Here is a 20461-nt window from a genome sequence, read left to right on the forward strand (position 1 = left end):
ATAATTATTGTAAAAATGAATGTTTTGGAAGTTTTTTTGCTAAAAAATAAGCTGTTAATTTCTCTTGTCTTCTCCCCAAAGTAGTTTTTTTCTCAAGGTTGCTAGAAAACTTTCAGAGTTTAACTCTATCATATTAATAGTAAAAGGTGCTTTTTTTATGGTAATAATGGTGTCGTTAGATAAAGTTGCTATTCTAGAATCTAAAGAGACTAAGTAATTGTCTTCACGACCACTTACTTTAAGTTCTATTGTAAAAGAATCTTCTATAACTAATGGCCTTGCGCTTAAATTATGAGGTGCAATGGGTGTTAGAACAAAACTTGTAGTGTCTGGAGTAATAACTGGTCCTGCACAACTTAAAGAATAACCTGTAGAGCCTGTTGGTGTTGCAATTATTAAACCATCGCTCCAATACGATGTTAAAAATTCACCATTTAATTTGGTCTCCACAGTAATCATAGAGGTTGTGTTTTTTCTACTGACTGCGATCTCGTTTAAAGCAAAATTTAAATCTTTTATATCATTGTTCTCTGGTGAAGTTTCTATAGATAATAAGGTGCGTTTACTTAACGTGTACTTTTTATTATAAATATCTATGATAGCTTCTTTTATATCTTCTGGTTGTATTGTTGCTAAAAAACCTAGCCTTCCAGTATTTATGCCAATTATTGGAATGTTTAAATCTTTTACAAAGGTAATAGCTCTTAAAATGGTGCCGTCTCCACCAATGCTTACAAATAAATCGAAGCTTTTGTCTAAAGTTTTAAAAGTGTTATATACTGAAGGTTTGGAAAGTTCAGTTTTAATATCGTTATAAAATTCACTTTCTAGAAAAAGCGAAGCGTTTAAATTTAGCAGTTCTTTTGTAAGTACTTTTAAAGAATCTTTAGATTGTTTTTTTGGGTACTGACTGTAAATGGCGACCTTCATAATTATATGTTTAGGTATCTGTTTAAATAATCAGAACGTTCTTTAAGCCCTATCAAATAGCTGTCGTCTTCATGTCCAGATAATATATTATAACTATAACGTCTAAAAGTTTGCATGATTTCATTGAGATTAGCATTCCCTATTTTTAAAGTAATTTGAGTGATGTCATTTTCAAATTTCGAAATAAATGCGCCTAGAATTTTGCCGTCGTTAGACTCTACAATTTGGCTTACTTCACTAAAAGAATAATCTGCCATTCCTTTTTCTATAATTAATACAGCTCCAGCTTCAGAAAAGAAAGGTGTTTCATTAAACAGGGTAATGATGTCATTTAACTCATAATAACCTAAATACACGTTTTTATTACTTAAAACAGGCATGATGTTGGCTGAGTTTTGAGCAAATGCTTCAAGTACATCTAACCAATCAGTATCTTCTCTAACAAAAAAGCCTTCACCAGAATAACGATAGTCTTGAATTGGTTTTTCGCTATCAAAACAATGTGCATCGTTTTCAGAGATACAACCTAAATAAACACCTTCAGCATTTACAATAGGAATATGAGAATACGTTAACTGATTAAAAAGCAGCTGAATCTCTTTAACTTTGTCAGTATTTAATAATGGTTTAATATCGTTTATTATGTAATCTAGAAGATTCATTGTGCGTCTTTCAATTTTATGCAAATTAATTAAAAATAAGAACAATCTCGTGCATCTACTTTGTATTTTTGTATTGTAAACAATAATAAAAAACTAAAAACAGTTGATAAAAATTATTTTAAATCCATTACAAGGAATTGAAATTGTAAATGGAAAAGTTATTACGTTGGGTGATTCAAAAACTGAATTGTTAAATAAACTGGGGAAACCTTCAGAAGTTAATGATGATAGTCTTTTTTATGACGAGTTTGAACTAAGAGTAGATATAGATAGTTCTGGAAATATTGAGTTTATTGAATTTATATGTGGTCCCTTTCCGGAAAAAACAGAAATTGAAATATATGGAATCAACCCTTTTAAATCTCAAAGCTTAGATTTAATTGAGTTGTTAACTATAGAAAATGATGGAGTTGTTGATTCTAGCGAAGCACCTTACTGTTACACTTTTCTTGAGTCGTCAATTGGTGTTTATAGAGATGCTTTTGAAGAAGAGATTGATGAGTTGATAGAAGGAATGAAAGAAATGGGAGTGTATCTTGAAAATAAAGAATGGGTTTTAGATGATAAAGAAAAAGCAAAATATTTTTGGACAATAGGATTAGGTGTAAAAGATTACTATAAATAGTAAGTATTAAATTTAAGCAATAAAAAATGGCGAAATTAAGCGTAAATATAAATAAAATAGCAACTTTAAGAAATTCTAGAGGAGGAGATACGCCAAATGTGGTGCAATTTGCAAAAGACGTGCAACGTTTTGGAGCAGAAGGAGTAACTATACATCCAAGACCAGACGAAAGGCATATTCGCTACCAAGATGCTTACGATTTAAAACCAATTGTACATACAGAGTATAATATAGAAGGAAATCCAATCTCGAAATTTGTAGATATGGTTCTTGAAATTAAGCCAACACAAGTAACATTAGTTCCCGATAGTATAGATGCTTTAACTAGCAATGCGGGTTGGGATACTATTAAACATAAAGATTTTTTAATTGAAGTTATTGCCGAGTTTAAAAGGAACAATATTCGTACATCTATTTTTGTAGATCCAGATATAAAGCAAATTGAAGGTGCAAAAGAAACAGGAGCAGATAGAATAGAATTGTATACTGAAGGTTTTGCAGATCAATATCGTTTAGGGAATAAAAAAGCAATAAAGCCTTATGCAGAATGTGCAGAGATTGCAAATAAAATAGGATTAGGAATAAATGCTGGACATGATTTGTCTTTGGATAATATTCAGTTTTTTAAACAAAATATCCCAGGATTGTTAGAGGTTTCTATTGGTCATGCTTTAATTTCCGAAAGCTTATATTTAGGTATAGAAAATGTAGTTAACATGTATTTGAATAAGCTGAAGTAGAGTTTGAACTTTAGCTCTAAGTTGAGGTTAAATTTATAATCAATTCATATTCAGAAAAAAAAACAGTAAAAGAATTAGTAAGAGTAAGCACATCCGGAATCGTGAAAATTAGTGCAATTCGTGTCAAAAAAATATTCGAGTAAAAACAATATAATTAATATTACAATTTCCTCTTTTTGGAGGATTTAAGGAAGAATAAAATGCAATTACACTCAAACATAATAGGAGAAGGTAAGCCATTTATTATCCTTCATGGCTTTTTAGGCATGAGCGATAATTGGAAAACATTAGGAAAGGAATTTGCTAAAGCAGGATTTCAGGTTCATTTGGTAGATCAACGAAATCACGGAAGAAGTTTTCATAGCGATAACTTTAATTACGATCTATTATCTCAAGATTTAAAAGACTATTGCGACACGCATAATTTAAAAGATATTGTTTTACTTGGTCATTCTATGGGAGGAAAAACAGCAATGTTATTTTCATCGCAATTTCCCGATTATGTAAGTAAGTTAATAATTGCAGATATTTCTCCGCGTTTTTATCCTATTCATCACGATGCTATTTTAGAAGGTTTAGCGAATTTAGATTTTAATACATTAAAAACAAGAGGAGAGGCAGAAGAGCAATTGTCTAATTATGTTAGCGATTACGGAACAAGACTGTTCCTTTTAAAAAATCTATATTGGGTAGAAAAAGGAGTTTTAGGACTTAGAATAAATTTAGATGTTTTAACTAAAAACGTTAGTGAAGTTGGAGAAGTATTACCAATACATTCTAAATTTGAAGGTGAAACGTTATTTTTAAAAGGAGATAAAAGCGAATACATTGCAGCGCAAGACGAAGCAATTATAAAGGCTCATTTTACAAACGCTAAAATCGAAACCATTGCAAACGCAGGACATTGGTTGCATGCAGAGAATCCTAAAGATTTTTATAACGCAGTAATTAATTTTGTATATTGAAAAGCATATAAAACAAAAATTATGAACTTAATAATTAGACTTCTTTTAAACGCAATAGCAGTATTTGTGTTGGCCAACGTATTAAATGGCGTGCAAGTAGATGGCTATGTATCTGCAATAATTGTAGCAGTTGTATTGTCAATTTTAAATTTATTAGTAAAACCGTTATTGGTGATATTAACATTGCCAATAACTATAATTACATTAGGGTTATTTCTAATTGTAATAAATGCGCTAATCATTTTACTTGCAGATAAATTAATCGATGGTTTTTCTGTAGATAATATCTGGTGGGCAATTTTATTTAGTGTGCTATTGTCAATACTACAATCGTTATTGCAATCATTTATGAAAACAGAGAAAAAGTAAGCAGTAATAAGTCAAAGAATAATGGGCAGCAGCAAACTTTACAGCTTAACAACTTTGCGAGAACATTCTTTGTTATTAGATTTCGTCTAAAATTCAACAAATCAAAAACTTTGATGGAGAGTAAAAAATTAGTATTTTTGCACTCCATTTTTGGTTACATTAAACAGATTATTCAAGATGAATATTACAAGAGAAAATAAAGATGCATTAAATGCTGTAGTAACAGTATTAATCGAGAAAGAGGATTACACAGCTAAAGTTGATAAAATCTTAGTAGATTACAGAAAAACTGCAAACATTCCTGGATTTAGAAAAGGTCAAGTGCCAATGGGAATGGTTAAAAAACAATACGGTAAAGCTGTATTAGCCGATGAGGTTAATAAGTTAATTCAAGAAGGATTAAATAAGTATTTAGCTGAAGAAAAGTTAGATGTTTTAGGTCAGCCATTACCAAAAACTCAAGACGAAATCAATTGGGATTCAGATAGTTTTTCTTTTGAATTTGAATTAGGTCTTGCGCCAGAATTCGAAGTTGATTTAAAAGGAAAAAAAGATATAATACATTACAATATCGTTGCAGACGATAAATTGATTGATGGTCAAGTTGAAAATATCCAGAAGCAATATGGTAAATTAGTAGCTTTAAAAGAAGTTGCTAAAGACAGTGAAATTACTGGTGTTTATAAAAATGAAGCTGAAGAAATAGAAAATACTGTAACTTTAACTTTAGATAAGTTTAAAGGTAAAGCAACAGAAAAGAAATTTGTTGGAGCTAAAGTTGGAGATGTTATTACATTAAAAACAAAAGGACTTTACGAAGATGACCACGAATTAATGCAAGCATTAAAAGTGGAAGATGATAAAGCACATGGTTTAGATATTGAAGTTGCTTTTGAAGTAACCGAAATTAATAAACGCGAACCAGCAGATTTAGATCAAGAGTTGTTCGATAAGTTATTTGGAAAAGATGGTGTAAAATCGGTTTTAGAATTAAAAGAGAAGATTAAAGAAGATGCTGAAAAGCAATTCGTACAGCAATCAGATCAGAAATTCTTAAACGATGTTACTGAAGATTTAGTAGCAAATACTAAATTCGATTTACCAGCAGAATTTTTAACAAAATGGATGCAGTCAGCAGGAGAAAACCCTATGGATGAGGCTACAGCGAAAGAAGAGTACCAGAAGTCTGAGAAAAGCTTACGTTACCAACTTATCGAAGCTAAATTAATGCAAGCTAACGACATTAAGGTAGATTTCGAAGACGTAAAAGAGAGTGCTAAGACAATGATTAAAGTGCAAATGGCACAATTTGGTCAAATGAATCCTAGTGACAAAGAACTTGACGATATTGCTGCAAGAGTATTATCTAACCAAGAAGAAGTAAAACGTTTAAGCGAGCAAGTAGTAAGCCAAAAACTATTAGGTCTTTATAAAGAAAAAGCAAACGTAAAAACTAAAGAATTATCTTACGATAAATTTGTTAAAGAAGTTTACGGAGACAAATAATTTTATTAAAATGTCTTACTAAGTGCAGTTGTAGTACTTGTGAAATTTAATTATAATATCATTATATTTAGGCATTGAATTATTTACAATTCAGTGCCTATTTTATTAGCGTTAAATTCAACATAAAAAGTTTGAGAACTGTTGATTTAGCCATACATTTAAATGTTTCTGAAGTAATTTAGAAACTTAACTAAAATATCAAATTCAAAACACACATATGGATTACGGAAAAGAATTCGAAAAATTTGCTATAAAAGACCAAGGAATAAGCAGTACATACTACGACAAAATCATTAGTAGTGTTACACCTCAAAACATGACGCCTTATATTATAGAAGAACGTCAATTAAACATCTCTCAGCTAGATGTGTTTTCAAGATTAATGATGGATCGTATCCTTTTCTTAGGAACAGGAATTAACGATAATGTTGCAAATATTGTACAAGCACAACTTTTGTTTTTAGAAAGTGTGGATGCTAATAAAGATATTCAAATGTACATTAACTCTCCAGGAGGAAGTGTATATGCAGGATTAGGTATTTACGATACTATGCAGTTTATTAAACCAGATGTAGCAACTATTTGTACAGGAATGGCAGCCTCAATGGGAGCCGTTTTATTATGCGCAGGAGCAAAAGGAAAGCGTAGTGGTTTAACACATTCTCGTGTAATGATTCACCAACCGTTAGGTGGTGCACAAGGTCAAGCAAGTGATATTGAAATTACAGCTCGCGAAATATTAATTTTAAAAGAAGAACTTTATAAAATTATAAGTAAGCACTCTGGTCAAGATTACGACAAAGTTTACGAAGACAGTGATCGTGATTATTGGATGAAATCAGATAAAGCTAAAGAATACGGAATGATTGACGAGATTTTAGCTCGTAATTAGAAATTATATAATACAATAGTGATTGCAGTTGTACTAGAAAGGTTTGAGTAAGAACTTTTTATTTTCAACTTTTTACTTTTAATTATTAAAGAATGGCAAAGGAAGAATTAGAATGTTCGTTTTGTGGTAGGAAAAAGCCAGAAACAAGTTTATTAATCGCAGGTTTAGATGCGCATATTTGTGATCGCTGTATAGAGCAAGCACATGGTATTGTAATTGAAGAATCTAAGGAGAGTGATAGTGAAGATTTGTCTGCAGAACTTATGTTGCGTAAACCGCAGCAAATAAAGACGTTTTTAGACGAATATATTATTGGGCAAGAGTCTACTAAAAAAGTAATGTCTGTAGCGGTTTATAACCATTATAAACGTTTATTGCAGCCACCATCAAATGATGATATCGAGATTCAAAAATCGAATATTATTATGGTTGGTGAAACTGGAACTGGTAAAACGTTAATGGCAAAAACAATTGCTAAAATGCTTAACGTACCTTTAGCTATTGTAGATGCCACAGTATTAACTGAAGCAGGTTATGTAGGTGAAGATGTAGAAAGTATCTTAACACGTTTATTACAAGCAGCAGATTACAGTTTAGAGAAAGCCGAAAAAGGTATCGTTTTTATAGATGAGATAGATAAAATTGCTCGTAAGAGTGATAATCCTTCTATAACTAGAGATGTATCTGGAGAAGGTGTGCAACAAGCATTGCTTAAATTATTAGAAGGAACGGTTGTAAATGTACCACCAAAAGGAGGTAGAAAACATCCAGATCAAAAATTTATAGAAGTAAATACAGAGAATATTTTGTTTATTGCTGGTGGAGCTTTCGATGGTATAAATCGTGTAATCTCTAAAAGATTAAACATGCAAGCTGTTGGTTATAGCGCCTCAATAAGTGATGACGTTGTAGATAATAATAACTTATTGCAATATATTATTCCTAAAGATTTAAAAGACTTTGGGTTAATTCCTGAGATTATTGGAAGGTTACCTGTATTAACATACATGGATCCTTTAGATGGTGCTACGCTTAGAGCTATTTTAACAGAGCCTAAAAATGCTATTATAAAGCAATACAAAAAACTTTTCTCTATGGACGAGATAGAGTTTAGTATTACAGATGGTGCTTTAGAGTTTATAGTTGGTAAAGCTATAGAATATAAGTTAGGAGCTAGAGGGTTGCGTTCTTTATGTGAAGAGATTTTAACAGATGCCATGTTCGAATTACCAGGAAGTGATATTAAGAAATTAAATGTCACTAAGGCTTACGCCGAACAAAAAATATCTAAAAACACTATTAAGAAATTAAAGGCAGTTTCTTAATAACATAATAATAGTACAAATTGAAGCCTACTTTATTATAAAGTAGGCTTTTTTATTTTTTATAAATGAAGCTGTCAAGATTTAAAAATCCAGAAACAGAAAGACTTGTTTTTACCAATACAAACCTGGAAGATGTTGCTCTTGTTTTTGCTTCTCGATCTAGCCCAATTGTAAGAAAGTATATTATACAACCTTTGTATACAAAGGAAGAAGAAGCTGTGGCACATATTAATAAACTGATTAGTTATTTAGAAGAAGACAAATCTATAAGTTGGACTTTAATCAATAAAGTTACAAATGAAAAAATAGGTAGTATATGCTTGTGGAATTTTTCTCAAGACAGGAAAACTGCTGAAGTTGGTTACGATTTATTGCCTGAGTATTTTAGAAAAGGTTACATGTCTGAAGCACTACAAGCAGTTATAAAATTTGGTTTAAACGATCTTAACTTAAGTATAATTGAAGCCTTTACGCATATTGAAAACGAAAGCTCAAAGAAGTTGTTAGTTACTAATGGATTTGTCTTACAGCCTGAGAGAGAAGATCCCGGTTTTCCTAAAAACAGTATATATATTTTATGTAAATAAAAAACCACTCATAAAAAAGTTAGGAGTGGTTTTTCTTGAATCTGAATTAACTAATTAACACATCTTCAACTAGGATAGAATTTAATAATAGCAAGTTAAATATAAATATAATTATTTGATTACCAATAATTTATTTAAATTATTTTTATTTTGTGCATCTAGTTTTAATCATTTAACTTTAATAGCTCATCTATATAATCTCTTGTATTAGATAAACGCGGTACTTTATGTTGTCCTCCAAGTTTGTTGTTTTGTTTCAGCCAATCATAAAATAGTTTTGTTCTGGCTACATTAATTTTCGGCTTATTTAATGTCATGTTATTATAACGTTTGGCTTCGTAATCTGAGTTTATAGATTTTAGTGCATTGTCAAACAATTCATTAAAATAATCGATATCTTTTGGAGGTGTTTTAAATTCTATAAGCCACTCGTGTGCACCTTTCTCTTTACCTTTCATAAATATTGGGGCAGCAGTATAATCTACAATTTCACTTTTTGTTTTTTTACATACTTTTTTTAAAGCATCTTCCGCGTTTTCAATAATAAGTTCTTCTCCAAAAGCATTAATATGGTGCTTTGTTCTTCCAGAAACTTTAATTCTGTAAGGTGAAACAGATGTAAAACGAACAGTGTCACCAATTTTATAGCGCCATAATCCAGCGTTTGTAGTAATTATTACTGCGTAGTTTTTACCTTTTTCTACTTCGCTTAAAGGAATAACGCGTTCGTTTGGTGTACCATGAGTGTCCATTGGAATAAACTCGTAGAAAATTCCGTAATCTAACATTAATAGTAATTCGTTAGAATGGTTTAGGTCTTGAATAGCAAAAAATCCTTCCGAAGCATTATAAATTTCATAATACTTAAAATCTTTCTTTGGTAAAATATTTTTATACTGCTGTTGGTAAGGATTAAAACTTACACCTCCATGAAAGTAAACTTCCAGATTTGGCCAAATATCAAACAATGAATCTTTTCCAGTTTTGTCTAAAACATTATTAAGCAACACAAGCATCCAAGAAGGTACACCTGCCAAACTAGTAACATTTTCATTTATAGTTTCGTTTACAATAGCAGCCATTTTGGTCTCCCAATCGCTCATTAAAGAGACTTTGTTGCTTGGCGTGCTACTAAATTCTGCCCAAAAAGGCATGTTATCTATTAAAATAGCACTTAAATCTCCAAAGGCAGTTCCGTTTTCTTTGTATAATTCTTTACTTCCACCAAGTCTTAAACCTTTCCCTGTAAAGAGTTGAGAGTTTTCATTATTGTTTAAATACATACAGAGTAAATCTTTACTTGCAGCATAATGGCAATCTTCTAAAGAGTCTTGACTTACTGGAATAAATTTACTTTTAGCACTAGTTGTTCCGCTGGACTTTGCAAACCATTTTATTGGTGAAGGCCAAAAAATATTGTGTTCTCCTAATCGAGAACGTTCAAATAAATCTTGATAACCTTCGTAGTTTTTTACAGGAACTCTATTTGCAAATTCTGCGTAGGTTTTAATAGAAGAATAGTCGTATTTCTTACCAATTTCAGTATCCTTAGCTGTTTCAATTAAATTAAAAAGCAGTTCTTCTTGCACTTCGTTTGGGTATTTTAGAAATAAATCGATTTGGTGAAACCGTTTCTTTAAAAACCATGAAGCGATAGAGTTTACTAAAGTAATTGGCATATATTTATGGTATATTTAGACACTAAAAATAACACTTTTTTTTATGACTTACCAAGGCGTGCTAACAAAAATGACAACGGAGTTTTCTAGCCCAATTCAATATTATTTAGTTTTCGAAAACGATTTCATTAATATGAATCAACTACTAGATAAAACCTTGAGAATTAAATTTGTTAAGCATCAATGTTTAAACTGTGGCTTAGACAAGCCAATCTTTAGGCAAGGCTTTTGTAAAAATTGCTTTTTCGATATGCCTCAAGCAGGAGATTGGATTATGCGACCAGAATTAAGTACTGCGCATTTAGATAAAGAAGATCGCGATTTAGAATACGAAAAGAAAGTACAGCTAAAACCACATATTGTATATCTCGCTAATTCTAGCAATGTAAAGGTTGGTGTTACTAGAAAAACCCAAGTGCCAACACGTTGGATAGATCAAGGAGCACATGAAGCTATAGAGATTGTAGAAGTGCCTAATCGTTATTTAGCAGGTATTACAGAAGTTGCTTTAAAAGATTATGTAGCAGATAAAACCAATTGGCGAACCATGCTTAAAAACGATGTAGTCGACGAGAGTTTAGTAGAGTGGAAAAACAAGCTAAAACAATACATTCCTGATGAAGCTCAAGAATATTTTATTGAAAATAATAATGAAATTAATATAGATTTTCCTGTATTGTCTTATCCCGTTAAGCCTAAAAGTTTAAATATTGAAAAAGTAGGTAGCTTTGAAGGTGTTTTAAAAGGTATAAAAGGACAGTATCTTATTTTTGAAGATGATACCGTTTGTAATATTCGTGGAAATGAAGGTAAAGTGGTTACTATTGAGATCGTTTAGTAAATAGGCTTATTAGTTTTGCCGCTGTTGGTGTTTTTACCAACAGTCTATTTAGTTATCAATGTTTTTAAACGAGTGAAGCTATTTTTTTTTTTTTTTTTTTTTGAGTTTGGGAGGTGTTATAAAATTCAGCACAAACCCAGTTCAATCCCTAAATATAAAATTTCTAAACATTCCAATAACTAGAAACCAAAAAAACCTCGCATTCTAATAGAATGCAAGGTTTATATATTATAAAAGAAAAAGTATGTATTATACGTTTTCTGCGTCTCTTAATCCTTGGATGTAAGCTGCTTTTTGAATTTGACGACGACGTGTTACAGAAGGCTTAGTGAAGTGTTGACCTTCTCTTAAGTTCTGCATTACTTTAATGTTACGGTGTTTTCTTTTGTAACGTTTTAAAGCTCTTTCTATATTTTCTCCGTCTTTAATTTCTATTCTTAACATATCTTTATATTATGTGTATTCTTAAATTTCAGGTTGCAAATATAAGTTTATCTTTTAATTTAAACAATAGACTTATACAATTTTTGCATTTTATTTTATTAATGCTCTGTTTTAATCATTTAGATATTAGAAAAGTCTAATAAATCTAGGCTTTTTAAGCCTCTTTTAAAGGTTTAATAATTTAGTTAAAGTCAGTTATTTGCTCTATGTTCTAACAGTTCAGAAATTTCGAAACGTTCTTGTTTCTTTTTACTGTTTAATTGTGTCTTTTTTCTTCTTACTTTTCCCAAACAATCCACCTAAAACATCTTTTACTACATTAACAGGTTGCTTAGTTGAATCTGTTGGTGCGCTTGGGTTCGTGCTTGGTGTATTCCCGCTTGAGAAAATATCATTTATAACATTTTTAACAGGAGATCCGGTTTGAGTGTTAGTACTGCCGTTTGTCGTTTGGTTGCCTCCATTAATGCCTAACAAATCTTTAATTTTATCTTTTCCGTTATTAAGAAGTTTTTGTTTTTCAATTTCTATTAATTGTGTTGTTAAATTTTTTACTCCACTTGTTAAATCGGTTTGCACTTTAGGGCTTGTAAACGATCCTGTTAAATTTGCGGTTATAGGAATGCTTATTTTGTTAACTTCATTGTCGTTTATTTTTCCAATAAGTCTATTTACTTCACCTCCTAAGTATTTTGCAGGCACATTAAAAATAACATTGTAATCCATAGATTTATCGAATCCATGATTTCCAGCAACTGTAACGTCAATGTCTTTATAGTTTATATTAAAAGGAGAAAGTGTTACGCGACCATTTTCAAATTTTAAAGCTGTTTTTAAATCTTTTAAATCTAGCTTATCAAAATCTATAAAGCTTAATTTACTAGTTAAAGCATCAAATAAAGGAGCGTTTTTGGGCTCCACTTTAGTGGTTAATAATTCGGCTAAAGCACCACCGGAAATCGAACTCATTAGAGGTGTAAAATCGTCTCCTAAAGTTCCGCTTAATGTAATTGCGCTATTTAGTTTTCCTTGTAATACTTTTGCAATTGGAGCTAAATTTTCAAGCATATCTAAATCTTTAAAAGATTGAGAGATATCAAAATTACTCATGCCTAAATCCATATTAAAAGTTGGTGTTTTGCTTTTAGTATCGACTAAGCCTGTCATGTTAAGTTTTCCGCCTAACAAATCAGAAGTTACGTTTTGTAAATTCGCAGTTTCATCTTTAATTAATAATTTTCCTTTTACGTTTGTAAGCGTTAGATTATCGTAAACTACCGTTTTTGCATCAACTGTAATAGAGCAGTCCATAAATGCAGGAATTTTAAGAGCATCGTTTGGTTCTGTACTTTGGTTTACAGGTCTGTCGCTTCCACCTTCTACCATAAAGTCGCTAACTAAGAAATTATTAGAAATCACATTAAAATCACCTTTTAGCTTCTTGTCACTCAATAAAAAACCTAGTAAATTATTAATGGTTCCTGTAGCATTTAAATCTGTTTTGCCAGTTGTGGCTTTAAAGTTTTCTAAAGTTACAGTGCCAGGTTTAAAACTAACATTAGCTTGAGAAATGTTTAACGGATTGACAATATCTACAGATGAAAACACAAAATCGTTTACGCTTATGTTACCATTGTTTTTTATGCGATCGTAGGCATTGGTTTCAATGGCATTCATATCGAAATTAGTATTTAGCTTTGTTTTAATAATTCCGCTTAATTCGTTTTTTAAAGTTACAGGATATGCTTTCGTAATGTTAGCTAAATTTAAAACACCATCAATATTAGCATTTACAAGCATGTTTTTGGTAAGGTTTTTTATAACTACTGAAGACTTAAATTCGTCTTCGTCAATTTTAAAGTTAAGTGTTTTTAAGTCTAAAAAAGTGTCATCTACATTACCAGTCGTGTTTTTTATGGCCGCATTAATGCTAATGTTTTCAACACGTTTTGGTAAATCGGGATATTTAAACGATGCATTGTTAGATACAATGTTAATATCTAAAGTTGGAATCGTTTTTTCGGTTACCAACCCTTTAATTTTTCCACTTACTTTAAAGTTTCCACTAGTTTCAACATCGCTAATGTTTTTAGAATATACTTTAGGGATAACTGCTAGAAAATCTTTAAAACTTGAACCAGGGTTCTCAAAAGCAATATCAATATTTTGTCCGCCTTCTACCAGTTGTACATAGCCTGAGAACTCTAAAGGCAAATCGTTTATAAGACCTTTGTTTTCTTTAAAAGTGTATTTGCTGTTTTTTAAATCAAGATCTATTAAAGCATCTAATTTTACGCTGTTATTGCTTAAATATTCAGTATTGTCAAGACTTAATGTAACGTTAGCTTCACTTTTTGTGTTTAATTTTGAAACACTTTCCGAAAACGTTCCGCTTCCAGAATGATCTAATTCCGTAACATGAAGTTTGGTGTTTGATCCTTCATCTAAATAGGTTAAGACACTTTTTGTTATAGCGTAATCTTCAATGTTTAGCGTAAAACCTTCGCTTTTTTCAGTGTTTATATCTATATTTTCCTTTGTTTTAGTAATATCATAATTAGCATCTCCAAATTTGTTTATTTTTAGATTAATAAGTGCTTCATTTATATAAATTGAATTAACAACAATAGGTCCTTCATCTGCCTTTTTAAAGAGTTCTTTAATAGACATATCGAAAGATAGCGATTTTACGCTCGCTAGAGTTTCATCTTTAAAAGGTTCGAAATTGGTGATTTTAAGATCGTCGACTGTAACATTGGCTTGTGGAAAGCTGCTTAAAAAGCTTAAGCTAACATCTGCAAATTCAACATTAGCATTTACGCTATTATTAATAAAGTTGCGAACCATGTCTTTTATCTGACTTTGAAAAATAAAAGGAGCAACTAATAAAAGTATAACTATAATTAATAGAGAGATACCTGTAATCTTTAATATTTTTTTCATGTTTAAACCCAAGTTTAGGGATAGATTTAGTTTTGTTAAGTATTGTATTTACGTACAATCTAAGTATTTAGATGTGTTATCAAAGGTTTTAATAAAAGTTTAGCATTTATTACAAAAGGTAAATTTCTTCATTTGCTTTTAAATTGAAAAATTTACTTAAAAAATAATAAACAAGCAAATATAAAAAACACGTTAAACTTTATGTTTGTTTTTTTTAGTGTCATTTTTGTGTTAAAGAGTCTTGCTGAACGCTGTCGAGACACCTTCGAAAGGCTTTCTTTAAATTCGTTAATAAGTTCTTTAACTAAATTTAAAGGAAACCATTTACTTTTAGTTATTTTGCTTTCTCAATTAAAAATGGATTCACAAAAAATTTACATATCTATAGGAAGCAATAAAGGCGACAAATTTAAGAATTTGCAAGCTGCTGTGGACGCTATTCATTTAAAAATTGGGACTATTAAAATAATATCGAAAGTTTTTAAAACACCAGCTTTGGGTTTTGATGGTGATGATTTTTTTAATGCATGTTTGTTAGTCGAAAGTTATTTGAAACCGAATAAGATTCTAAAGGAATTATTAGCAATAGAAACGGATTTAGGAAGGGTTAGAACTATAAAACAAGGTTATGAGTCTAGAACTATAGATTTAGATGTTTTATTTATAGATGAAACATTAATTGATACTAAATCTCTTAAAGTACCACATCCAGAATTGCACAACCGTAAGTTTGTTTTAGAACCTCTACACCATATCGCATCTAAGTTTAAGCATCCAGTTTTAGGAAAACAAATTTCTGTTTTGTTAGCCGAGTGTGAAGATAAGAGTGTCTTAGAACCAATAAATATTTGGTTAAAAAATCCAAGTAAGCAACACGATTTTTCGAAGTATAACTACATTGCAATTGAAGGAAATATTGGAGCAGGAAAAACAAGTTTGGTTACAAAAATTGCTCAAGATTATAATGCTAAACTTATTTTAGAGCGTTTTGCAGATAATCCATTCTTGCCTAAGTTTTATGAAGATGCGCAACGTTATGCCTTTACTTTAGAGATGTCTTTTCTTGCAGATCGTTACCAGCAAATAAGTGACGACTTATCGCAACTCGATTTATTTAAAGATTTTATTGTAAGTGATTACGATATTTTTAAATCGTTAATTTTCTCTAAAATCACACTAAATCAAGACGAGTTTAAATTATATAGAAAGTTGTTTTACTTAATGTATAAAGATATTGCGAAACCAGAACTCTATGTTTATCTCTATCAAAATACCGAAAGACTTAAAGAGAACATTAAAAAACGTGGTAGAAAATACGAGCAAAATATTGATAGTGATTATCTTGATAAAATTAACTCTGGTTATTTAGATTTTTTAAAAACTCAAACGGACTTTAATGTAAAGATAATAGATATTTCTAATCGTGATTTTGTGAAGAATCGTGAAGATTATTTATTTGTTTTAGATGCTATTTGTGGAGATAATTAATATTTCGCCCTTATTTATTGTAGATTTTATTTAAACTTAATGTAAATCAATCAAATCATGAAGTGTGTTTTTAAGGTTTTTATTTTTTTATTTTTTGCACAATTCTTAGTTGCACAAAATAAACCGATAGACTCTATCGTATCTGCTTTGCAAAAAGATCAGTTGTTTTTCGAAAAAGTGTTTATTCATACTAATAAATCAAATTATGCTAAAGAGGATGTTATTTGGTTTAAAGCCTATGTTTCTTCAAATGAAAACAAACCTTCTCTAAAAACCACATTACTTTATGTTAGCTTATTTTCTGAAGAAGGAGAATTAATTAAAACGGAAAACGTATTTATAAATGAAGGCGTTGGAATAGGTCAATTTGAGTTATTCGATTCTATTAAATATGGAGATTACTATATTCAAGCCTGTACCAATTTTATGAAAAATTTTGGGGAAGCAAATGTGTTTGTTTCTAAAATTAGTATTGGTAACGCTGGAGCTAAGACTGTTAATAAGAATGATTTTTTTTACGATGTATAGCTCTTTCCGGAAGGAGGTAATTTGCTAAAAAATGTAATAGATGTAAAAGTGTTGGTAAATGGGAAAGGGTACCCTTTTTCAGGGAAATTAATAAATAGTACTATTATGTAGAGTAATATTTTTTAATTTACTAAAGATGTCCCAAACAACAACACCACAACTAACAGAAATATTAAGAGAATGTTTTGTTCCAAACTGAGGAATTTCAATAACCACATCACTAGCATTTACTACATCTTGTGCAACGCCTTTAACTTCGTTACCAAAAACTAAAGCATATTTGTTGTCGTCTTCTACTTTAAAAGTGTCAAGCATAGTTGAATCTTCAGCTTGCTCGATAGCGCAAATTTTCACATTTTCAGTTTTTAGTTTTTTAATAACATCTAACGTGCTTTCGGCATATTCCCAAGTTACAGTATCTGTGCTGCCTAATGCTGTTTTATGAATATCTTTATGCGGTGGAGTAGCGGTTATGCCACAGAGATAAATTTTTTCAACCAAAAAAGCATCACTCGTTCTAAAAACAGAACCAATGTTGTTTAAACTTCTAATGTTGTCTAAAACTATAATAATAGGTGTTTTGTTGGCTTGTTTAAAGTCATCAACACTTAATCTGTCGAGTTCACTATTTTTTAGTTTACGCATAAATCAATCGGTATATTGAGAGGAGAATACGATGCGGTAATCTCTTCTGTAGAATTGTGAATAATTATAAATAACTAAAGTAAAATTGATTTCTAAAAAAATCAATATTTAGTTACATTGCAAACTTATATCCAATAACATTCAAAACAAAATTTCTTTGGCAGCAAAAACGAAAAAAGTAACACCTTTAATGAAGCAGTATAACGCTATAAAAGCAAAATATCCTGATGCTTTATTGTTATTTCGTGTTGGGGATTTTTACGAAACTTTTGGAAGCGACGCTATAAAAGCAGCTGGTATCTTGGGTATTACTTTAACCAAAAGAGGAGCAGGAAGCGAAAGCGAAATAGAACTTGCTGGTTTTCCACACCATTCTATAAACACCTATTTGCCTAAGTTAGTAAAAGCAGGAGAGCGTGTTGCTATTTGCGATCAACTAGAAGATCCAAAACAAACAAAGAACATTGTAAAAAGAGGTGTTACAGAGTTAGTAACTCCTGGAGTTGCTTTTAATGATGAAGTATTACAGTCTAAAACTAATAATTTTTTATGTTCTGTTTACTTCGGAAAAACTACAATTGGAGTTTCGTTTTTAGATATCTCTACAGGTGAATTTTTAACAAGTCAAGGAAATCAAGAGTATATAGACAAGCTACTTCAAAATTTTAATCCTAGTGAAGTGTTGGTGTCTAAACAAAAACGATTACAGTTTAACAATAGTTTTGGTAGCGATTTTCATACCTTTAATTTAGAAGATTGGGTATACCAAACCGATTATGCTAACGAAACACTACTAAAACACTTTAATACAAAATCGTTAAAAGGTTTTGGGATTGAAGATTTAAACGAAGGGATTATTGCTTCGGGTTCTATACTTCATTATTTAGCTGAAACCCAACATAACAAATTACAACATATTACTTCGGTTTCAAGAATAGCCGAAGATGAGTATGTTTGGATGGATAGATTCACAATTAGAAATTTAGAATTATACAATTCAACAAACAATAATGCTGTAACCTTACTTAATGTTATCGATAAAACGAGTTCAGCAATGGGTGGGCGTTTATTAAAACGTTGGTTAGCATTACCATTAAAGAATGTCGAAAAAATAAAACAACGTCACGAAGTGGTGTCTTTTTTAAAGGGTAATAAAAATGTACATCAAAAAATTCAAGATCATATTAAAAGCATTGGTGATATTGAAAGGTTAATTTCTAAGGTAGCTACAGGAAAGGTGAGTCCTAGAGAAGTGATTCAGCTTAAGAATTCTTTAGAAGCTATAACTCCAATAAAGGAGCTATCATCAAAAAGTAAAAATGAATCTCTAAAAATTATTGGAGATACTTTGCAAAGTTGCGATGTGCTTCGGGATAAAATTAAGCTAACACTTAATGAAGAGGCTCCTGTAAATGTTTTAAAAGGAAATACTATAGCTGAAGGCTTTTCTATTGAGTTAGATGAACTTAGAGGCTTGTCGACTTCAGGCAAGAACTATCTTGATCAAATGCTTAAAAGAGAAAGTGAACGCACAGGAATCACTTCTTTAAAAATAGCATCTAACAACGTTTTTGGTTATTATATAGAAGTACGTAACACACATAAAGATAAGGTTCCAGAAGAGTGGATTAGAAAACAAACCTTAGTAAATGCAGAGCGCTATATTACAGAAGAGTTAAAAGAATATGAAGGTAAAATTCTAGGAGCAGAAGAAAGAATATTAGCAATCGAACAACAATTATTTTCAGAGTTAGTAACTTGGATGCATCAATATATAAAGCCTGTTCAGCAAAATGCGCATTTAATTGGGCAACTAGATTGCTTATGTGGTTTTGCGCAATTAGCAAAAGATAATAAATATGTATATCCAACACTAGACGATTCTCACGATTTAGAAATAAAAGAAGGGCGACATCCAGTAATAGAAAAACAACTACCAATTGGTGAAGCGTATATTGCCAACGATGTGTTCTTAGATAGAACAACACAACAAATAATAATGATTACTGGACCAAACATGTCTGGTAAATCTGCAATACTACGTCAAACAGCACTTATTGTTCTATTAGCCCAAATAGGAAGTTTTGTGCCAGCAAAAAGCGCAAGAATAGGTTTGGTGGATAAAATTTTTACTAGAGTAGGAGCAAGCGATAACATTTCTATGGGAGAATCTACTTTTATGGTAGAGATGAATGAGACAGCATCTATTCTTAATAATATATCAGAAAGAAGTTTAGTGTTGTTAGACGAAATAGGAAGAGGAACAAGTACTTATGATGGTATTTCGATAGCTTGGGCAATTAGCGAGTACTTACATGAGCATCCTGCAAAAGCTAAAACGCTATTTGCGACACATTACCATGAACTTAATGAAATGACTGAAACATTTGGTCGTATTAAAAATTTCAATGTTTCAGTAAAAGAATTAAAAGACAATGTTCTTTTTTTAAGAAAACTAGTTGAAGGAGGAAGCGAACATAGTTTTGGAATTCATGTAGCAAAATTAGCAGGCATGCCACAGCAGGTTTTACATCGTGCAAATGCCATTTTAAAGAAGTTAGAGCGATCGCATTCAAGTGATGAACTAACAGATAAGGTGAAATCGATAAAAGATGAGATGCAATTAAGTTTCTTTAATTTAGACGACCCATTGCTATTACAAATTAAAGAAGAGATATTATCGACTGATATTGATACCCTTACACCTGTTGAAGCGCTAATGAAATTAAACGAAATTAAGCGTATGTTGGTGAAGACTGAAAAAACTTAAAAAAAAATCAATAATTTTTGCCAAAACACTTTGGTATTTGTAAAAAAGACTTAAATTTGCAACCGCAATAGCAATATTGTTTGTTCATATTAAAGACTGCGAAAGTAGCTCAGGGGTAGAGCATCACCTTGCCAAGGTGGGGGTCGCGAGTTCAAATCTCGTCTTTCGCTCTGAGACATTTTCTTACAATAAATTCCAATGCTGAAGTGGTGGAATTGGTAGACACGTTGGACTTAAAATCCAATGTCCTCTGGGACGTACGGGTTCAAGTCCCGTCTTCAGTACAAATGAAAAGCCGAAACGAAAGTTTCGGCTTTTTTGTTTTATAAATGTTAGCAAACACTATTGTTTAAGGAGGTTTTTTTTGACTGACTTTTCTCAACTTGTTAATATGCGACTCGACAAACTCAATCCCTAATTGTAGTTAGATTATTTTCTAAAAGGTATTGAATAACAAAACCTTGTATGGTATTAAATATCATTACTAAGTAGTAGTGTCTCTAGGTGGTTTATTCATGTTGA

Annotated in this window: 18 protein-coding genes and 2 tRNA genes; 14 read left to right on the forward strand and 6 right to left on the reverse strand. The window is 31.0% G+C overall.

Going from position 1 to position 20461, the window contains the following annotated elements; genetic code table 11:
• Positions 1–54: 54 nt before the first annotated feature.
• Together CW733_RS14800 and CW733_RS14805 are read right to left on the reverse strand one after the other, a co-directional pair.
• Positions 55–930: an NAD kinase gene (locus tag CW733_RS14800; RefSeq protein WP_100998053.1), complete on the reverse strand. Its 876-nt coding sequence runs from the start codon at positions 928–930 to the stop codon at positions 55–57.
• Positions 931–932: 2 nt separating this feature from the next.
• The gene (locus tag CW733_RS14805; RefSeq protein WP_100998055.1) at positions 933–1592 is read right to left on the reverse strand and encodes a CBS domain-containing protein; all 660 of its coding nucleotides are present in this window, start codon (positions 1590–1592) and stop codon (positions 933–935) included.
• A gap of 103 nt (positions 1593–1695) precedes the next feature.
• Here CW733_RS14805 and CW733_RS14810 point away from each other — a divergent pair, with 103 nt between their 5' ends.
• The 8 genes from CW733_RS14810 to CW733_RS14845 all read left to right on the forward strand — a co-directional run bounded on the left by CW733_RS14810 (position 1696) and on the right by CW733_RS14845 (position 8601).
• Positions 1696–2217: a hypothetical protein gene (locus tag CW733_RS14810; protein WP_100998057.1), complete on the forward strand. Its 522-nt coding sequence runs from the start codon at positions 1696–1698 to the stop codon at positions 2215–2217.
• Between the two features lie 26 nt (positions 2218–2243).
• A complete protein-coding gene (locus CW733_RS14815) occupies positions 2244–2957 on the forward strand; it encodes a pyridoxine 5'-phosphate synthase (RefSeq protein ID WP_100998059.1) in 714 nt (237 codons plus the stop codon).
• Between the two features lie 200 nt (positions 2958–3157).
• On the forward strand, positions 3158–3922 hold the full coding sequence (locus CW733_RS14820) for an alpha/beta fold hydrolase (protein WP_100998061.1): 765 nt from the start codon (positions 3158–3160) through the stop codon (positions 3920–3922).
• Between the two features lie 21 nt (positions 3923–3943).
• Positions 3944–4291 (forward strand): phage holin family protein, encoded by a 348-nt coding sequence (locus CW733_RS14825; RefSeq protein ID WP_100998063.1) that lies wholly within the window; start codon positions 3944–3946, stop codon positions 4289–4291.
• Between the two features lie 177 nt (positions 4292–4468).
• Positions 4469–5797 carry a trigger factor gene (gene tig, locus CW733_RS14830; RefSeq protein ID WP_100998075.1) on the forward strand — a complete coding sequence of 443 codons (1329 nt, stop codon included), beginning with the start codon at positions 4469–4471 and terminating at the stop codon, positions 5795–5797.
• Between the two features lie 217 nt (positions 5798–6014).
• The gene (gene clpP / locus CW733_RS14835; RefSeq protein WP_034061248.1) at positions 6015–6689 is read left to right on the forward strand and encodes an ATP-dependent Clp endopeptidase proteolytic subunit ClpP; all 675 of its coding nucleotides are present in this window, start codon (positions 6015–6017) and stop codon (positions 6687–6689) included.
• Positions 6690–6781: 92 nt separating this feature from the next.
• Complete coding sequence (gene clpX, locus CW733_RS14840; RefSeq protein ID WP_100998077.1) at positions 6782–8014, forward strand: ATP-dependent Clp protease ATP-binding subunit ClpX; 1233 nt, start codon at positions 6782–6784, stop codon at positions 8012–8014.
• Between the two features lie 65 nt (positions 8015–8079).
• Positions 8080–8601, forward strand: a complete 522-nt coding sequence (locus CW733_RS14845; protein ID WP_100998079.1) for a GNAT family N-acetyltransferase — start codon at positions 8080–8082, stop codon at positions 8599–8601.
• Between the two features lie 164 nt (positions 8602–8765).
• Here CW733_RS14845 and CW733_RS14850 read toward each other — a convergent pair whose 3' ends face one another.
• Positions 8766–10280: a GH3 auxin-responsive promoter family protein gene (locus CW733_RS14850; protein ID WP_100998081.1), complete on the reverse strand. Its 1515-nt coding sequence runs from the start codon at positions 10278–10280 to the stop codon at positions 8766–8768.
• 43 nt (positions 10281–10323) lie between these two features.
• Between CW733_RS14850 and CW733_RS14855 the strand changes: the two genes are divergently transcribed.
• The gene (locus CW733_RS14855) at positions 10324–11118 is read left to right on the forward strand and encodes a DUF2797 domain-containing protein (protein WP_100998083.1); all 795 of its coding nucleotides are present in this window, start codon (positions 10324–10326) and stop codon (positions 11116–11118) included.
• A gap of 252 nt (positions 11119–11370) precedes the next feature.
• Here the strand turns inward: CW733_RS14855 and rpsU are convergent, their stop codons facing one another.
• Positions 11371–11565 (reverse strand): 30S ribosomal protein S21, encoded by a 195-nt coding sequence (gene rpsU, locus CW733_RS14860; protein WP_034061258.1) that lies wholly within the window; start codon positions 11563–11565, stop codon positions 11371–11373.
• 249 nt (positions 11566–11814) lie between these two features.
• Positions 11815–14508: an AsmA-like C-terminal region-containing protein gene (locus tag CW733_RS14865; protein WP_100998084.1), complete on the reverse strand. Its 2694-nt coding sequence runs from the start codon at positions 14506–14508 to the stop codon at positions 11815–11817.
• Between the two features lie 357 nt (positions 14509–14865).
• Between CW733_RS14865 and folK the strand changes: the two genes are divergently transcribed.
• Together folK and CW733_RS14875 are read left to right on the forward strand one after the other, a co-directional pair.
• Positions 14866–15996, forward strand: coding sequence for a 2-amino-4-hydroxy-6-hydroxymethyldihydropteridine diphosphokinase (folK, locus tag CW733_RS14870; RefSeq protein ID WP_100998868.1), 1131 nt, complete (start codon positions 14866–14868; stop codon positions 15994–15996).
• Between the two features lie 147 nt (positions 15997–16143).
• Positions 16144–16524: a hypothetical protein gene (locus CW733_RS14875; protein WP_157811593.1), complete on the forward strand. Its 381-nt coding sequence runs from the start codon at positions 16144–16146 to the stop codon at positions 16522–16524.
• Positions 16525–16611: 87 nt separating this feature from the next.
• On the opposite strand, the gene CW733_RS14880 is transcribed toward CW733_RS14875, so the two are convergent.
• Positions 16612–17169, reverse strand: coding sequence for an RNA methyltransferase (locus tag CW733_RS14880; protein WP_100998086.1), 558 nt, complete (start codon positions 17167–17169; stop codon positions 16612–16614).
• A gap of 157 nt (positions 17170–17326) precedes the next feature.
• Here CW733_RS14880 and mutS point away from each other — a divergent pair, with 157 nt between their 5' ends.
• The 3 genes from mutS to CW733_RS14895 all read left to right on the forward strand — a co-directional run bounded on the left by mutS (position 17327) and on the right by CW733_RS14895 (position 20223).
• Positions 17327–19939, forward strand: coding sequence for a DNA mismatch repair protein MutS (gene mutS / locus CW733_RS14885; RefSeq protein WP_100998087.1), 2613 nt, complete (start codon positions 17327–17329; stop codon positions 19937–19939).
• Between the two features lie 98 nt (positions 19940–20037).
• Positions 20038–20109 (forward strand) — tRNA-Gly (locus CW733_RS14890).
• A 30-nt stretch (positions 20110–20139) separates the two neighbouring features.
• Positions 20140–20223, forward strand: a tRNA-Leu gene (locus CW733_RS14895).
• The last annotated feature ends 238 nt before the right edge of the window (positions 20224–20461 follow it).

It is taken from the genome of Lacinutrix sp. Bg11-31, from assembly GCF_002831665.1.
Classification (GTDB): domain Bacteria; phylum Bacteroidota; class Bacteroidia; order Flavobacteriales; family Flavobacteriaceae; genus Lacinutrix.

What these genes read in the sequence shown, in the direction of transcription:
- CW733_RS14800 (WP_100998053.1), bottom strand. Translation starts at nt 930, where the DNA reads ATGAAGGTCGCCATTTACAGTCAGTACCCAAAAAAACAATCTAAAGAT.
- CW733_RS14805 (WP_100998055.1), bottom strand. Translation starts at nt 1,592, where the DNA reads ATGAATCTTCTAGATTACATAATAAACGATATTAAACCATTATTAAAT.
- CW733_RS14815 (WP_100998059.1), top strand. Translation starts at nt 2,244, where the DNA reads ATGGCGAAATTAAGCGTAAATATAAATAAAATAGCAACTTTAAGAAAT.
- CW733_RS14820 (WP_100998061.1), top strand. Translation starts at nt 3,158, where the DNA reads ATGCAATTACACTCAAACATAATAGGAGAAGGTAAGCCATTTATTATC.
- CW733_RS14825 (WP_100998063.1), top strand. Translation starts at nt 3,944, where the DNA reads ATGAACTTAATAATTAGACTTCTTTTAAACGCAATAGCAGTATTTGTG.
- tig (WP_100998075.1), top strand. Translation starts at nt 4,469, where the DNA reads ATGAATATTACAAGAGAAAATAAAGATGCATTAAATGCTGTAGTAACA.
- clpP (WP_034061248.1), top strand. Translation starts at nt 6,015, where the DNA reads ATGGATTACGGAAAAGAATTCGAAAAATTTGCTATAAAAGACCAAGGA.
- clpX (WP_100998077.1), top strand. Translation starts at nt 6,782, where the DNA reads ATGGCAAAGGAAGAATTAGAATGTTCGTTTTGTGGTAGGAAAAAGCCA.
- CW733_RS14845 (WP_100998079.1), top strand. Translation starts at nt 8,080, where the DNA reads ATGAAGCTGTCAAGATTTAAAAATCCAGAAACAGAAAGACTTGTTTTT.
- CW733_RS14850 (WP_100998081.1), bottom strand. Translation starts at nt 10,280, where the DNA reads ATGCCAATTACTTTAGTAAACTCTATCGCTTCATGGTTTTTAAAGAAA.
- CW733_RS14855 (WP_100998083.1), top strand. Translation starts at nt 10,324, where the DNA reads ATGACTTACCAAGGCGTGCTAACAAAAATGACAACGGAGTTTTCTAGC.
- rpsU (WP_034061258.1), bottom strand. Translation starts at nt 11,565, where the DNA reads ATGTTAAGAATAGAAATTAAAGACGGAGAAAATATAGAAAGAGCTTTA.
- CW733_RS14865 (WP_100998084.1), bottom strand. Translation starts at nt 14,508, where the DNA reads ATGAAAAAAATATTAAAGATTACAGGTATCTCTCTATTAATTATAGTT.
- folK (WP_100998868.1), top strand. Translation starts at nt 14,866, where the DNA reads ATGGATTCACAAAAAATTTACATATCTATAGGAAGCAATAAAGGCGAC.
- CW733_RS14880 (WP_100998086.1), bottom strand. Translation starts at nt 17,169, where the DNA reads ATGCGTAAACTAAAAAATAGTGAACTCGACAGATTAAGTGTTGATGAC.